Origin of the sequence: Psychrobacter glacincola (assembly GCF_904846215.1) — a bacterium.
Classification (GTDB): Bacteria; Pseudomonadota; Gammaproteobacteria; order Pseudomonadales; family Moraxellaceae; genus Psychrobacter; species Psychrobacter glacincola.
Map to the genome: position 1 here is coordinate 1 of NZ_CAJGZK010000028.1, position 15,325 is coordinate 15,325.

Genomic DNA, 15,325 nt, shown 5'->3' on the forward strand with positions numbered 1-15,325 from the left:
CAATCCAATTACAAGACGGAACAGAGATGGTCATGCCTGGCGATAACGTTGAGATGGGCGTAGAGCTTATCCACCCAATCGCTATGGACAAAGGTCTTCGCTTTGCTATTCGTGAAGGCGGCCGTACGGTAGGCGCTGGTGTTGTTGCTACTGTTCACGCATAAGCAGCATATTAGATAGTAACGCTAGTAGAGCAATCTGCTAGCGTTATCTAAAAAGCCGTTCTCTTGGTTGAGAACGGCTTTTTTGTGAGTGTGGATAAGAAATAGCAGAATTATAGCGTCTATAATCCGAGATATATAGTTAAAATATCTCAAAAACGCTACAGTGCTGCTGATATAAATTTTTTGTAGCCTCTGTCTGCGTAGGCACAGCAAGCAAGAAAAATTAATATCAGCAGTACTTGAGGTATCGATATTACTTTTCTCTGACTATATAACCTGTATTTGAAGCAAGGCACTAAAGGAAGGCTAATGTTTGATATAAAAATATTAATCGATGAGCCAGCTAAGCAAGTAGCAACCATCCAAGCTGTCGCTGCTATCGAAGCCATTATTCAACCGCAAGATGCTTGGGGTTATCAGACAATAATAGAATTGCTTGCACAGGATAGTATTGATTTATTGGTCGTTTATCAAATTGATAAAGTCGTTAGCTATTGCTTATATCAAGTAGTCTTTGAGCAAGCAGAAATCCTGCGTATCGGCACGCATCCTGACTATCAGCGTCAAGGTATCGCGTCACGAATTTTTGCTAGGCTAAATAAAGCGTTAGAGGCCAATCAAGTAGAGAGTCTTTTATTAGAAGTGCGAGCAGACAATACTTCTGCGATTGCTTTATATGAGCAGCAAGGGTTGGCAGTGATTCATACACGTAAAGGTTATTACCAAATTCCTCATCGCCCAGCCATCGATGCGTTGATTATGCAGCGTATTTATGTTTAATAGCGATTTATCTGATTTTTATCATTATTTTCAAAATGCAGACACGCCCTAGGAATGAGCTGAGTAAATTTTCTAAGATTGCACGGGTATTTTCTTTTTGCAGATTTCAATATCCAGCTTATATCCACTATCTGCTTTCATTCGCTCAAGCACTTCAATACGTTCGCTCAAGAGCTCTACCATGGCATTTATATTGGTTTGCTGCTTTTTGACTTGCGCCAGTTTTTGCTGAGTAAGCATCAGTTGTAAATCAACATCTAGCTGCCCATCATAGTAGTCATTAAGACTCTCTCTGATTTCAGTGAGGGTAAAGCCAATCGCTTGAGCGCTTTTGATTAATTCGATGCGCTCAACGCATTCTGAATGAAACTCAGTATATAGCCGTGAGCCTGCCTGTCGCTTACGAGACTTCAACAGCCCTAGCTCATCATAGTGACGCACAGTGTCTTTAGTCGTATTGGCTGTGCTTGCCAGTTTTCCAATTAATAAGAATGATGTATCAGGTGCCATAATGTACTCATCATCGTGATATGTAAGTTATTTTTTATAAGAGAAATTGCAGATTAAAGGTAGCAATAACAATCATAGGTATTCAATCGAGTCGCGCTATTTTATCTATCGATTAGCTCTTTTGATTTTAGAGTAGAGCAATAATTTAAAGATTTAACTGCCAAGGTTGTAAATTTCCCAGCAGCGATACCGCTAAAGGCTTATGCGAATTCTTGTGCCATTTATTTGAATCATTAGATATTAACGTATCTAGTTGAGTCAAAAAATCAGTACGTGGTAAGGTGATAGCACCTAAACTCATGAGATGCTCGTTGGGTAATTGACAGTCAACAAGCGTCACTTTGCTTTGAGCGCATAAGCGCATCAAGCCCCAAAATGCCAGTTTTGACGCATTAGAAGCGATATGAAACATCGATTCACCAAAATAAATGCCGCCTATTTTTAAGCCGTATAGACCACCAACGAGCGCGCCTTTATCATCCCAAACTTCAACGCTATGAGCAAAGCCTTGGGCATGCAGCTCGTTATAAGCCTCAATCATCTCGTCATGTATCCAAGTATGCTCGCCATCAAGCTGACTTTCATTAAGATCGTCATCAACGCCATTACTACGCGGTAAACTACAAGCGTGTATGACCTCATCAAAAGCTTGATTTAGCGTCAACTGCCAACGTGCCCTGTTTGCTTGCTTACGTAGCGATTTACTCGGCTCATAGTTGGTCGGTTGCATCACACATCTGGGCTCGGGGCACCACCATGCAATCGGCTCATCATCATTAAACCAAGGGAATAGCCCTTGAGCGTAAGCAGAAATCAGTGTCTCAGAGGCTAAATCTCCCCCAATAGCCACAATGCCTATGCCATCAGGATCCACCAAAGCCGGATCTGGAAAGTCATAATGCCCAAGACTTTTGATATGTTGAACAAAAGCCTCAGGTGTTGTATGACCATCGTTAACAAAATTGCTCATTTACGCTTCTTTATCAGCTGTCAACGTTGAAGCATAAGTATGATCTTGAGCGACCGTTTCGCCTATTGCATCTAGATACTTTTCAGCATCAAGCGCTGCCATACAGCCGGTACCCGCCGAGGTAATTGCTTGGCGATAGACGTGATCCGCCACATCACCTGCGGCAAAGACACCTTCAATACTGGTTTGGGTGGCATTACCCTTAAGACCGCTATTGACGATAAGATAGCCGTCTTTCATCTCTAACTGACCTTTAAACAAGTCAGTATTTGGCTTATGACCAATCGCGACAAACATGCCAAGAACATCCAGTTGCTTGGTGCTGCCATCAATCATAGATTCTATGACAACGCCATTGACACCCATGTCATCCCCAACCACTTCTTTTACGCTGTGGTTCCACTCAATTTTGATATTGCCATTTTTGGCTTTTTCAAACAGCTTATCTTGTAGGATTTTCTCAGAGCGTAAGCTATCACGGCGATGTACCAACGTAACTTCGGCTGCGATATTTGATAAATATAGCGCTTCTTCAACAGCTGTATTACCACCACCAATCACTGCCACTTTTTGGTCTTTATAAAAGAAGCCATCACAGGTCGCACAAGCAGAAACGCCAAGACCGCGGAATTTGGTTTCTGACTCTAGACCTAAATACTGTGCTGATGCGCCCGTTGAGATAATAAGAGCATCACAGGTGTAGTTGCCGTTGTTACCGGTCAGCTCAAAAGGGCGCACGTTTAAATTCACAGCATTGACATGGTCATAAACCAATTCTGTACCGAAGCGTTCGGCATGGGCTTTCATACGCTCCATCAGCGCAGGACCCGTCAAATCATGGGCATCACCCGGCCAGTTATCGACTTCGGTGGTCGTCGTGAGCTGTCCGCCGACTTCCATACCGGTGACCATAACAGGCTTTAGGTTGGCGCGAGCTGCATACACAGCGGCAGAATAGCCAGCAGGACCTGAACCTAAAATAATCAGTTTTTCGTGGCGTGGCGTGGTGTTATCAGTTGCCATAAGATTTCCTTGTTAGAGCAATAAAAGTGAAAAGGTTTAACGTTAAAATATTAAGGACATATTATAAGTATTATAAAAGATAAGTGTTAAAAATGAGGACGAAAATGGTTTTTATCGTTGCTATGTGATAATAACATAAGGGCTGAGTGCAAAAAGTGCAAGTTTGCTAAAACAAATATGGGTATCATTAGAACTCAAGTATCTCGCTTTTGAAATATAAATGGTAAAAGCGAGTTCATATTCAAACATTTCGCTGTAAAAGACAGACACGCTTTTTTAATAGCCGCATTTTTCGCAAAATCACTACTGGTTTGATTTTCTTATGCGCTTTATTGATAACACAGTCGCAATGGCTGCTATGTATTTGTTATTATAAGAAGTTGTATGCCGATCAAAAAATAAAAACAGTAACGCAGTTAATATTTTACGGCAGTATTTTTAGATAAAGTTTTTGTATGATTACGCCACATCAGTAGTAACCTATTGCAGCAGTTTCTATCAGGAATTTATGTCAGCATGATTAGGCTTAATCATGGTTTGACGACCATCGAGTATTCATGACGAGTATTAACAACAAGGCAGACGTTACGTGATATCAGCACCAATTATTGATTATTTAAAAAAGGGCATATTTACCCTACTAGGATTACTCCTCGCGGTTTATTTGTTCGTTATTTTGATGACTTATACCGGTAATGATCCTAGCTGGTCGCACATCAGTAGTGATATGACTGCTATTAATAATATGGGCGGCGAGATGGGCGCATGGCTATCAGATCTGCTGTATAGCTTTTTTGGTTTTGGTGCGTGGTGGTTGCTGGCGTTTTTGGTTTATGAGTCCATTCTAATTTGGTGGGACAATAAACCAACGTTTTGGCTACTGCGTTTGGTTGCGTATGTGTTTTTGATATTGAGCAGCAGTGCCTTATTTGCCCAGATGATTGCATTGGTGCAGCAGGTAGCAGATCCAATATCTTCAGGGCTCAAAGGCGTTGCTGGTGGTATTATTGGTCTTGAGCTACAAGCAAGGCTGGCACAGCTGTTATCACAGTGGGGGAGTGTGACGTTTTTGGCAGTATTTGTCATTATTACTGCGACATTTGCCTTTAATATTCATTGGTTGAGTATTTATGAAAAAATCAAAACCTTGTCTTGGTTTGGCTCAGGTGTCAAAAATCTTGATCATACGATTGATGACAAGCAGACAGAAAACAGCATGAATGCAGCAAAGCACTCTACTGATAATACGGCGATAAATGAGACTGTCATACCAGAATATGAACAACTGCCACTTGAGTTGCAAGCAGCTGAACAGGCTCACAATAAACAGCAAGATAGTAGAAGTGGTCGCTTCAATACTGCATTGACAGATTTTTTATCGTCTTCAGGATTGGGTGCCAGTGTAAAAGCTTCTATGGCAGCAGCGGCGCAAATGGCTAGTGAGACCGCCAGACGAGAAGAGCAACTGCAAACTGCAGCCGCCACGACAACCGGCAATAGTACTTCTAATTTAAATAAAACATCAGTGCCTGCTGCCAATGCTACGCCAACGCCTATCAGAAAGGTTGAGCCAAGTTTTGCATGGAATGATGCCAATACCGTCGATGATTTACTGGCAAATCAGATAGCAAATGAGCAAGATACGATCCCTTACGATACTGTAAACGCTCCTTATGTGGATACGTCAGCAACTGCCTCTTTTGACAGCTCAAATACTGAGATTTCTTCTGCAAGTCCTGTTCTTGATATCATTCAAGAGGATACTCAACAATCAGCTGGGCAACACGCAACGCATTTATTAGATGATTTTGCGACGAGCTTTCCGACAGATCAGCCAGATATTATTGAATCAGCGCCTAGTGTCGATAGCTTAGTTGATGCATGGTTGGCAGAGCATGCTGCAGTGCCGGAAGCGACTAATTTGGATAATGAACAAGAATCATCTGTCGTAGAAACACGAGTAGAAACGGCAGCGGCACCTACTAAGCAAGCTATTATCTCATTAAGCGATTCCGCTGACGAAATTCCCCATAATGATGCAAATAACTGGTTGAAAGATCTGGAGTCTCATTCTATTTCTAACGTAGAGAATACATCAGAAATAATAGATATGACACCGACCAATACGCCGCCTGCAAATCCAACAGCGCCACCAATGGCAGAAAGTACGGCTGCCATATCGAGTATTGAATCAGCCACAAGAACCAAACCAACCATGAGTTTTGCGGTGCCAGAAGGTGATAGCAGCAATCATATTACGGATATGATGCCGGAAGATGACAATGCTTACGACGTTTACGACAATGCTGACGAGATTGATGCCCCCGTTATGCCTCATATTAGTGATGATGTTGCATTCAGTCAAAAATCACGCTCGATGCAAACGGCTGTCTATCGCAGTAGCCTAACGCCGATTCCAGAGATGTCTATTTTAGATAAGCCAGACCCCAATCGTCAGCCAAGCTATACGCTTGCTGAGCTTGAGCAGTTATCAGAGCTGCTAGAGATTAAACTGCAAGAGTTTAATGTAAAAGCGCAGGTAGTGAATGCTATTCCGGGACCTGTCGTCACACGATTTGAAGTAGATCTTGCTCCTGGAATAAAAGCCAGCAAAGTCACGGGAATTTCACGCGACTTGGCACGGTCATTATCAATGGCGTCTTTACGTGTGGTCGAAGTGATTCCTGGCAAGCCTTATATTGGTATTGAAGTGCCCAACAAACAGCGCGAAATGGTACGCTTGATTGAGCTATTGGATACCGAAAAATTTAAAGATCCTAAAGCACAAATCAGCATGGCGATGGGTAAAGATATTGGCGGTAAAGCTATTATTACTGATCTAGCGCGTGCGCCACATATGTTGGTCGCTGGTACGACGGGTTCTGGTAAATCGGTATTGGTCAACGCCATGTTACTATCAATGCTGCTTAAATATACGCCAAACGAGCTGCGGATGATTCTGATTGACCCTAAACAGCTTGAGCTTGCCAACTACAATGACATTCCGCATCTACTGACGCCAGTCGTGACCGATATGACTGAAGCGGCAAGTGCCTTGTCATGGTGCGTCGCAGAGATGGAACGTCGTTATCAGCTTATGAGCTTGCTAAAGGTGCGTAAACTAAATGAGTTTAACAAAAAAGTGATCGCTGCTGAAAAATCAGGCAATCCAATGCTTGACCCGTTATGGCGACCCAATGACAGCGTAAGTATTAGCCAAGCACCAAAACTTAAGACCTTACCGATGATTGTCATCGTTGCCGACGAGTTTGCCGATATGATTATGCAGGTCGGTAAGCAGGCAGAAGAGTTAATCACACGCTTGGCGCAAAAATCGCGGGCAGCAGGGATTCATTTAATCCTTGCGACTCAGCGTCCCTCAGTTGATGTGATTACTGGTTTGATTAAAGCCAATATTCCCGTACGAGCGGCGTTACGAGTGAACTCAAAAGTCGATTCACGCACTATTTTGGATAGCGGCGGCGCAGAAGATATGCTTGGTAATGGCGATATGCTGTTCTTAGGACCTGGGCAGATTGAACCGGATCGTGTCCATGGTGCTTATGTGAGCGATGAAGAGGTCAATAGCGTCTGTGATGCCTGGCGTGAGCGCGGTGCTCCGGATTATATTGACAATATGGCAGGCAATTTTGAATTGTCTAGTCCTAGTGGCGGCTCTAGTGCTGCCAATGCTTCTGGCGAAGACGATGATCTTTATAATGAAGCCGTTGGTTTTATTATGGAGACCCGTAAAGTTTCCGCTTCTAGTATTCAGCGTAAATTTAGCATCGGCTATAACCGCGCTGCGCGAATTGTTGACTCGATGGAAGAGGCTGGACTGGTCAGCTCAATGGGCAAAAGTGGCAAACGTGAGCTGCTGATGTAGCGCTTAAGTCTAATTGAAAAATAGATGAATAATAAAAAACGAGTAACGAGAGTGACTCGTTTTTTATTGTCAAAACATTAAGGTGTTTTATTCCTTAAAGAGCATTGAAAGCCGCAAAATTTGGGCTATCAATTGAGCATATCAGATAGGATTATAAATACCCTAAATAACCAATGAGGTTGTTTGTTCCTTATAAACGCAAAGGTTTTATACTAAACTGGTGACTGTTTATAACACAAATGTAGTCAGTGAAAAGTAATATCGACACATGGTGTACTGCTGGTATCAATTTTTCTTGCTTGCTGTGCCCATGCAGACAGAGGCTGCAAAAAATTTATACCAGCAGCACTGTAGCGTTTTTGGGATATTTTGACTATACGTCGCAATTTTTTAAAATTCAAATTTGATTGCTCACCAAGGAAGGTCGGTTATGTTTAAAGAATATACCCAGTACGATGGATTGGCACTAGCAGCATTGGTCAATACTGGAGAAGTCAGCGCCAAAGAATTGCTTGATGCAGCGGTCTATCAAGCCAATCAGCTTAATCCCAAATTGAACGCTATTGTCCACCGTTTTGACGAGCGTGCTTATGCTGCAGCGCAGGCAGGACTGCCAGCTGGCGTGTTCAATGGCGTCCCGTATTTATTAAAAGATTTGTCCTTTCATTTCGCTGATGAGCCGATCACGATGGGCAGTCGTAGCGTCAATATTATGTCAAAAAACGATAGCGAAATCGTTAAGCGTATGAAGGCGACAGGGGTTAATACCTTTGGTAAAACCAATACGCCAGAATTTGGCTTGATTATCACCACTGAGCCAAAAGCGCATGGCGTGACGCACAATCCTTTTAAAAAAGGCTATAGCTCTGGTGGCTCATCGGGTGGTAGCGCGGCGGCAGTAGCGAGCGGTATCGTACCGATGGCAGGCGCGGGTGATGGTGGCGGCTCGATACGTTTCCCTGCTGCATGGTGTGGTACGTTTGGACTCAAACCCAGTCGCGGGCGTAATCCAATGGGACCGTTATTTGGTGAAAGCTGGGAAGGGGCAGTAGCAGATCATGTGATTACACGTAGCGTACGTGACAGTGCTGCCATGCTTGATGCGATAAGTGGTGCTGAAATCGGGGCGCCTTATGTCATAGCGCCGCCCAAAGGTACTTTCTTAGAAGCTGCGATGCGCGCGCCACGACAACTGACTATTGCCTTGCATCAACAGCCATTGGTCGCTAACACTGTGGTCGATAAAGAAGTCATTGCTGTATTAGAGAAGATAGCAAAGCAGCTAGAAGCTATGGGTCATCGTGTGATACCGGCTGAGCCTAATATTAATATTGAACAGTTCTGGCATGATTTTTTAGTCGTTGTTTGCGCGCATACTGCTTTTACCATTGATAATATTGAGCGCTGCTATGGCGCGCAACACATACAAAACCTTGAACCGCAAACTTATAATATGGCGATGCTTGGACGTTCATTATCTGCTGTTGATTTGGCGCACGCCAAGCATGGCTGGCATGATAGCCAATATCAAACCGGTCTATTATTAGAGACTTACGATATGATTTTGTGCCCAACCGTTCCAACACCGGCAGTCAAGCATGGCGTATTACCACCAAGTCGAATGGATGAGATGCTGATGCGCACTGCTGGTCTATTGAACAAAGGCATGGATATGGGCAAATACGCCTTTAGCTCAGGTATGATTGAAAAGTTAAGCTCGCCAGTTCTAGGGAAGATGGGTTTTACTTTATTAGGTAATATCACTGGGCTACCGGCGCTATCATTGCCTGTCGGTATGAGTAAAAAAGGGCTGCCGATTGGCATGCAGTTAATTGGGCGTATGAATGATGAAACGACGCTATTGAGTGTTGCAGGCGAAATGGAGCGCGCTGGTTTATTTACCAAACTTGCTTTTGAGAAGTAGAGGTATTTTTCTGACTAGATTTACATATATATCTGACACTTTATATATTTGACGCTTTGATTGAGAGTCTTTAATCAAAGCGATAAATATCCATGCCCAGACTATGATGCGCCATGCTTTGATGCACTACTGAAACGCGTTGACCAGCACCTAAAGCAAAAAACAGCGGCAGTAGATGCTCATCGCTTGGATGGATATCCTTATAGTCGGGATATTGCTGCCAGTCTAAGGCGCTTGGAATATCGGTTTTGAGCTGTTGTAGCAGCCACACTTTAAACTCTTTTGCGGTTTGGTCTATGCTGTCCGCTTGCCAGCGTAGGGCTTGCAAATTGTGCGTGATATTCCCCGAACCAATAATCAGAATTTGCTCTTGACGCAGCTGTGCCAGTTGCGCGCCCAATTGATAGCAGGCAATACTGTCATAATACTGTGGCAAGGATATTTGTACGATAGGGATGTCAGCCTCTGGATACAAGTGTAAAAGCGGCGCCCATACTCCATGGTCGCTGACACGTAAGGGATTGACCCTACAAACGATACCACGGGCACTCAGTTGCTGCGCCAAGGTATCGGCAAGTGCTGGATGACCAGCAGCAGGATATTGCAGCTCATACAGCTCTGGGGTAAATCCTGAAAAGTCATGCCAAGTCTTTGGTTGTGGATTGCTGCTGATTTCAAGTTTGGCTGATTGCCAATGCGCAGACATAATGACGATGGCACGAGGTTTGGGTAGGTTTTGTCCAATACGTGCCAGCGCACTGGTTGTAGCTGATTGCTCAATAGCCAGCGTCGGCGCACCATGCGATATAAACAGTGCTGGTAGCTTGGGTCGTTTCGCTGCACTCGATATAATTGGCGCATCTGCCCACGCCGCCTCTGCTGTAATTGGCGTCGATATTAGTGAGTCATGCAAATCGTCGCGATTGTCATCGCGTTGCGGACTGATACTTTGGGCATTGGATGTTGCAGGTTTAGGATATCTCATGTGGCATTTATTAGGGCGTGCGTCTATTTTTCAATCTGTTGTGTCACTGTGATTGATGAGGTTCTTCTACGAGATAGTTTTCTATAGCTATAGTCGATTCAATTTAAAAAATACAGTACTGCTGGGATAAATTTTGCGAAGCCTCTGGAGTGCCAAGCGCACAGCAAGCGAGAGAAATTTATCCCAGCATCATGATATTGTGAACGTAACTCTTATTTATTGAACTCACTATACTTTAATTACCACGGTGATAAGGGTGGTTATGATTGATACTCATCGCGCGATATAGCTGCTCCATGAGTACAACGCGTACCAAGGGATGTGGTAACGTCAGCGCCGATAACGACCATTTTACATCTGCTTTTGCCAATACGTCAGGCGATACCCCATCAGCACCGCCAATGACCAGAGCAATATCATCGCCTTGCTGCATGCCATCAGACAATTTCTCTGCCAAATTTTCGGTCGATAGCATCTTACCTTTGACATCGAGTACCCATAATTGCTCACGTCCTGCAGCAGCATGAGCGGCTAATATCGCTTGACCTTCTTGCTCACGGTATTGAGCCAAATTGGCATCTGATGGATTCTTTGCACGTTTCGCCGCCGAAATTTCAACGATTTCGGTATGTAGCATGGGCTGAATGCGTTTATGATATTCATCAAAACCGGTTTGTATCCATTTGGGCATTTTATTACCGACGGTCAGTATTCTTACTTTCATAACAACGGCCATTTTGATCAGTGATTAAATACATGTAACAAAAGAAACTTATGCGTAAGATAATGTAACAAACAAGCCTTTTATACACTAAACTTTTGTGCTCTAATAACAATGACAAACAGTTGTTCTCTTTTATCTCGACATTTCTAAAGATAACTTGATTAAGAGTGATCTTAACGGCAGTCTAAAACAGAGATAACAAGATAACAAGATAACAAGATAACAAGATAACAAGAAGAGCCATATTGCAATGTCCTATTGCAATGTACTTATGATAAAGCAAAAATTTGGTTTTAAATATTTTTAAGCGAAAGGAATCGTCCATGAATCGTACTATCTCAACTTTACTCACTCTAAGTGCCGGTGCACTGTTTTCAACTTCTGTCTTTGCTGTGTCGTTAAATGGCACACAGTGGCAGACCATTGATGATAAAACCGGTGAAAAAAAGGCGGTTATTCAGCTCACTGAAAACAGCGGCAAGGTCTCAGGAAAAATCATCAAAGTGCTCAATAAACAAAAGGCGGATGCCATCTGCACCAAATGCCCTGGTAGCCTAAAGAATAAGCCTGTTGAAGGTTTACAGATATTAACAGGTCTAAAAGCGGATGGTAGTAACCAATGGAGTGATGGCAAACTGATCGACCCTGAGTCAGGAAAAACCTACTCTGGCAAGCTGACGCTCAGTGATAATGGGCAAAGCCTAAAACTACGCGGTTATGTTGGCTCACCCGTTTTTGGTCGCTCACAAACGTGGCAGCGTATTAAATAACCATATAATAGTAGCAGTTATCGCGACTCTAGATAAAACATATCTGCAACCAGCAGCATTAAATAAAAGGACAGTCAATGCATATTGGCTGTCCTTTTTTATTAATCATATTACATAAGCGGAGCAATCGTCTCTGATACCGTATCATCTGCTTCTTAATTATTACTATAAAAAGGGCTGGGCTTTGAAATGATAGTCAGTTTGGCATCCGACTCAAAAACGACGGCTTCAACCTCATCAAAATTGTGAATACCTTCAGAGCGCATGGCACACTCAATTTCTTGGCGGGTCAAACGCTCATCGCGCATGGCATCGGGTAAAAACTGCCCTTGATAAAAGACAATGCGCGGCTCAGACAAAATAAAGCTGCTAAATTGCGGCGAAACAGAGGCGTATTTGGTGACCAAAAATTGTAATAAATACAGTGACAAGATAGCCGCCATACCTTCGATAATCGGAATATCTTTGAGTAAAATTGTGCTGGCACTCAATGACCCAATCATCACCGTAACAATCCAGTCAAAATTATTTAGCTGAGAGGTTGAGCGTTTGCCTGAAATTTTAGTAAACGTAACAATCAAAACGTAGACCACGACGGTGGTCAATACAATGCGTCCAAGCTTATCAACATTGTCAAAAAAAATCATTTCCATGGTCTTATCTCCTATTCATCAAAGTTCATCAGCGTAAATACAGCCTAATGGAATTTGGGCATGAATAGGGCAAAAACTTTGTAGTTGCTTGTTTATGATTTATAGCGCCCAGTTGTTAACCATCACAAGCACTTAAACCGCTTTGCGATTGGGATCAAGCAGTCGGTTGATTGCCCAAATACTAATACGTGCGCTCACCAAACTCAGTAGCAGTATCATGATCAATGCAGAAATTAATGGTAAAGGCTGCTGCATGCTCATCTCAAGCAGCACTTCACGGCTGATGGCGTCGAATAAAAATACCCATATACCCAAAAAGTAAACCATAGTGAGTAGCCAAACTACGATAACGCCGCCAAACATCAAGCGATTGATCTCGCCTCTATCTAGTGCACGCTGTTGGTGCTTGATAAACTTATGCACGGCAATATATGCACCCAAGACGATAGACAGCACAGTGACCAACTGCGCATTGAGAGCAAGCTTGGTTTGAATCATCATAAATACAGCGCTGGCAAGTATATAGCCAACGGCAAAAAACCCAACATAAAGCATCAGTTTTGGTTGAGTGCCAGTTGTATTTAAAGGTGGTCCTTTAGGTCCTGATGGGGCGATAGATTTGCTAAGTGACGCGGGCTTACGTGACATAAGATGTCCTTTATAAAGTAAATAATCTGGCGTAAAAAATCAATGCTGCGCTGTCCAATCTAGCATGGCGTCCAGTACCGGTCTTGCCGTATAAGCATTGAACGCTTGCTCATTATTGATGAGTCCCACCACCACATAATCTTGTCCGGAGAGTCCTTTGACATAGCCTGCCATCGAAGTCACATTATTTAATGTACCCGTTTTTATCCAAGCTCGACCAATGGCGTTTGATTCTGGCAAACGCTCGCTATGCGCAGAGATAGTACCACTGACGCCAGCGATACCTAACGAGTTTACATAAGCATCAAAGCTTGGGTGACTATAGGCATAGATCAATAGCTCACTTAAATTAGCGGCGCTGATGGTGCAGTCGCGGCAAAGCCCAGAGCCATTGGTCAGATGTGGCGGCGGCGTGCTTAGATGCGTTTGCCACCATTCGTTGATGGTTTGTAAGGCAGCAGGGTAGCTCGTTGTCGTAGGCTTACCAAATTGATATAAGCTACGCTGACTATTGATGGCTTTAGCGACCGTTTTATTAATGGTTGGATTAACGGCTTCATCACTAGGTTTATGATAAGCGTCTATTGATAGCGCCACTTGTTCAGTCATTACATTATTAGAGAAATGATTGATATCATAAATTTGCTGGGTCAAGTTTAAAGAAGGATAGCTGACAATCGGCAACGGTGACATAGATAGCGCTGCCAAACCGTGCGCTGATGTGGGGTTTTTATTATTATACGGCGTTTCTTGAGCGATAACGTTGCCCGTTAGCGTATTATCTAGTGCCTGCCATTTGGCTTTGATCACACGGGCAGCAAAATCTTTGGCATCAGGATAAGCGACATAAAAAGCATGGTTGCCGCAGTTATCGGGTAAAGAAGTATCGAATGTTAGCTGAGTTGCTTGCCACTGCGGCGCTAAGCTATAACGGGCTTGACCACAGGCAGAGGGGCGTATATTTATCGTGCTTGGCAACTTATAATCTGCCAGCTGCGGCGTATAAGTCAGCTGTGCTTGTACATTATCTAATGGATAGCTTTGGATAGCAATCGTACTGAAATTTACCAAAAAACCATCGGGGCTGGCGTTATAAGGACGCAAAGGCGCGTGATCAAATGCCGCAGGATCTTTAGTGACGTGGTTAAAAATGGCGCTATCTACAATGATATCGCCATCGATATGACGGATGCCGGTTGCTTTCACTTTATAGAGCAATTGCTGTAAGCGCTCATGGGTCATTTTTGGGTCGCCACTGCCTTGAATCACCAAGTCGCCAAGCAGCGTGTCACCAATGATGATACCAGTATGATAAACGCGCGTATGCCAGACAAAGTCAGCACCCAAGGTATCTAAGGCAATAAAGCTAGGGACGAGTTTCATCGTGCTGGCAGGCGTGCGCGCGATATCAGGCTGATGACTGAGTAATGGTGAAAAAGAGATTTTTATCGACGGGTTGATTTTAGCCTTCTGATTTTTATTGCTACTGTCATTATTGTTTTTATCACCATCACTATTGATGCCACTACTAGTAAGATGCTTAACAGATGTTAAAGCTTCATCGGGCAGTAATGGCGGAATACTCTCTAAGCTTTGATAAGTGTAAGGATCATCAGTGTAAGCATGTATTTGCCTTTCGTGCTGTCTGATGGTTTGCTTTTCGATGGTTACTAACGCGCTTTGGTAATTGGCTAGCGGTTTAGGAACAGTGTTATTCGCCAGCTTTTGCTGGTTACTATCAAAGTTAGGATTGATCTTACCTGTGTTTGTAGGCTGCAATTGATTGACTGCCTTTTTACTGTCGATAACCTGAATGGCAGAGGGCAAGCGACTAGCGTTTTTGTCACCCACTGGCGTAATGACAATACTGATATCTGTTGTGCTTAAATGGGCTTGTGCTAATGCGGTCTCAATCTCTTGTGGTAAGGCAGCGTGCAGCTGTAATGGCGCTAAAATAGGAGCAATAACGAATGCAAATAAAGATAAGCGTTGACCGATATTTTTCGGCTTATGCAGATATTGGCTAATGGCTGTCAGAGGGGAAGTAGTCCGTATAGAAGGGTTATGCGTTTTAAGCAGAATGGATTTTACTAAGGAGCGCATGAGCAGCCTATCATCAGGTGGCAAAAACAGGCTATGGTAACATGAGTTGCTGTTTTCGCGTAGCCGTAGCATGTATAGTCAGTGAAAAGTAATATCGATACATTACGTACTGCGGGTATTAATTTTTCTTGCTTGCTGTAGCTAGCCGACAGAGGCTACAAAAAATTTATACCCGCAGTACCGTA

The 15,325-nt window shown here is 43.4% G+C and carries 13 protein-coding genes; 5 read left to right on the top strand and 8 right to left on the bottom strand.

What is annotated here, in order from left to right; translation table 11 throughout:
* Both JMW90_RS12255 and rimI read left to right on the top strand, forming a co-directional pair.
* Positions 1-164 (top strand): EF-Tu C-terminal domain-related protein (locus JMW90_RS12255; RefSeq protein WP_476705325.1); only part of this gene is annotated, 164 nt, incomplete at its 5' end.
* Between the two features lie 309 nt (positions 165-473).
* The gene (rimI, locus tag JMW90_RS12260; RefSeq protein WP_201564538.1) at positions 474-944 is read left to right on the top strand and encodes a ribosomal protein S18-alanine N-acetyltransferase; all 471 of its coding nucleotides are present in this window, start codon (positions 474-476) and stop codon (positions 942-944) included.
* 72 nt (positions 945-1,016) lie between these two features.
* Here the strand turns inward: rimI and JMW90_RS12265 are convergent, their stop codons facing one another.
* The 3 genes from JMW90_RS12265 to trxB form a co-directional block, all read right to left on the bottom strand.
* Positions 1,017-1,454, bottom strand: a complete 438-nt coding sequence (locus tag JMW90_RS12265) for a MerR family transcriptional regulator (RefSeq protein ID WP_201564540.1) — start codon at positions 1,452-1,454, stop codon at positions 1,017-1,019.
* A 145-nt stretch (positions 1,455-1,599) separates the two neighbouring features.
* The gene (aat, locus tag JMW90_RS12270) at positions 1,600-2,424 is read right to left on the bottom strand and encodes a leucyl/phenylalanyl-tRNA--protein transferase (protein ID WP_201564542.1); all 825 of its coding nucleotides are present in this window, start codon (positions 2,422-2,424) and stop codon (positions 1,600-1,602) included.
* A complete protein-coding gene (gene trxB / locus JMW90_RS12275; protein WP_201564544.1) occupies positions 2,425-3,447 on the bottom strand; it encodes a thioredoxin-disulfide reductase in 1,023 nt (340 codons plus the stop codon).
* Between the two features lie 589 nt (positions 3,448-4,036).
* On the opposite strand from trxB, the gene JMW90_RS12280 reads away from it, so the two are divergent.
* Positions 4,037-7,333 carry a DNA translocase FtsK gene (locus JMW90_RS12280; protein WP_201564546.1) on the top strand — a complete coding sequence of 1,099 codons (3,297 nt, stop codon included), beginning with the start codon at positions 4,037-4,039 and terminating at the stop codon, positions 7,331-7,333.
* Positions 7,334-7,763: 430 nt separating this feature from the next.
* Complete coding sequence (locus tag JMW90_RS12285; RefSeq protein WP_201564548.1) at positions 7,764-9,257, top strand: amidase; 1,494 nt, start codon at positions 7,764-7,766, stop codon at positions 9,255-9,257.
* Positions 9,258-9,327: 70 nt separating this feature from the next.
* Here JMW90_RS12285 and JMW90_RS12290 read toward each other — a convergent pair whose 3' ends face one another.
* On the bottom strand, positions 9,328-10,242 hold the full coding sequence (locus JMW90_RS12290; RefSeq protein WP_227691959.1) for a DODA-type extradiol aromatic ring-opening family dioxygenase: 915 nt from the start codon (positions 10,240-10,242) through the stop codon (positions 9,328-9,330).
* Positions 10,243-10,477: 235 nt separating this feature from the next.
* Positions 10,478-10,966, bottom strand: coding sequence for a 23S rRNA (pseudouridine(1915)-N(3))-methyltransferase RlmH (gene rlmH / locus JMW90_RS12295; protein WP_201564550.1), 489 nt, complete (start codon positions 10,964-10,966; stop codon positions 10,478-10,480).
* A 323-nt stretch (positions 10,967-11,289) separates the two neighbouring features.
* Between rlmH and JMW90_RS12300 the strand changes: the two genes are divergently transcribed.
* The gene (locus tag JMW90_RS12300) at positions 11,290-11,736 is read left to right on the top strand and encodes a DUF2147 domain-containing protein (RefSeq protein ID WP_201564552.1); all 447 of its coding nucleotides are present in this window, start codon (positions 11,290-11,292) and stop codon (positions 11,734-11,736) included.
* A 155-nt stretch (positions 11,737-11,891) separates the two neighbouring features.
* Here JMW90_RS12300 and JMW90_RS12305 read toward each other — a convergent pair whose 3' ends face one another.
* The 3 genes from JMW90_RS12305 to JMW90_RS12315 form a co-directional block, all read right to left on the bottom strand.
* A complete protein-coding gene (locus JMW90_RS12305) occupies positions 11,892-12,389 on the bottom strand; it encodes a DUF421 domain-containing protein (protein ID WP_201564554.1) in 498 nt (165 codons plus the stop codon).
* A 132-nt stretch (positions 12,390-12,521) separates the two neighbouring features.
* On the bottom strand, positions 12,522-13,037 hold the full coding sequence (locus JMW90_RS12310) for an ABZJ_00895 family protein (RefSeq protein ID WP_201564556.1): 516 nt from the start codon (positions 13,035-13,037) through the stop codon (positions 12,522-12,524).
* 39 nt (positions 13,038-13,076) lie between these two features.
* Positions 13,077-15,140, bottom strand: coding sequence for a D-alanyl-D-alanine carboxypeptidase/D-alanyl-D-alanine-endopeptidase (locus JMW90_RS12315; RefSeq protein ID WP_227691960.1), 2,064 nt, complete (start codon positions 15,138-15,140; stop codon positions 13,077-13,079).
* Positions 15,141-15,325 lie beyond the last annotated feature (185 nt).

Bases quoted from the DNA above. Each gene is read 5' to 3' on its own strand.
- JMW90_RS12310 (WP_201564556.1), bottom strand. From the start codon at position 13,037: ATGTCACGTAAGCCCGCGTCACTTAGCAAATCTATCGCCCCATCAGGA.
- JMW90_RS12265 (WP_201564540.1), bottom strand. From the start codon at position 1,454: ATGGCACCTGATACATCATTCTTATTAATTGGAAAACTGGCAAGCACA.
- trxB (WP_201564544.1), bottom strand. From the start codon at position 3,447: ATGGCAACTGATAACACCACGCCACGCCACGAAAAACTGATTATTTTA.
- JMW90_RS12315 (WP_227691960.1), bottom strand. From the start codon at position 15,140: ATGCGCTCCTTAGTAAAATCCATTCTGCTTAAAACGCATAACCCTTCT.
- JMW90_RS12305 (WP_201564554.1), bottom strand. From the start codon at position 12,389: ATGGAAATGATTTTTTTTGACAATGTTGATAAGCTTGGACGCATTGTA.
- rimI (WP_201564538.1), top strand. From the start codon at position 474: ATGTTTGATATAAAAATATTAATCGATGAGCCAGCTAAGCAAGTAGCA.
- rlmH (WP_201564550.1), bottom strand. From the start codon at position 10,966: ATGAAAGTAAGAATACTGACCGTCGGTAATAAAATGCCCAAATGGATA.
- JMW90_RS12285 (WP_201564548.1), top strand. From the start codon at position 7,764: ATGTTTAAAGAATATACCCAGTACGATGGATTGGCACTAGCAGCATTG.
- JMW90_RS12290 (WP_227691959.1), bottom strand. From the start codon at position 10,242: ATGAGATATCCTAAACCTGCAACATCCAATGCCCAAAGTATCAGTCCG.
- JMW90_RS12300 (WP_201564552.1), top strand. From the start codon at position 11,290: ATGAATCGTACTATCTCAACTTTACTCACTCTAAGTGCCGGTGCACTG.
- aat (WP_201564542.1), bottom strand. From the start codon at position 2,424: ATGAGCAATTTTGTTAACGATGGTCATACAACACCTGAGGCTTTTGTT.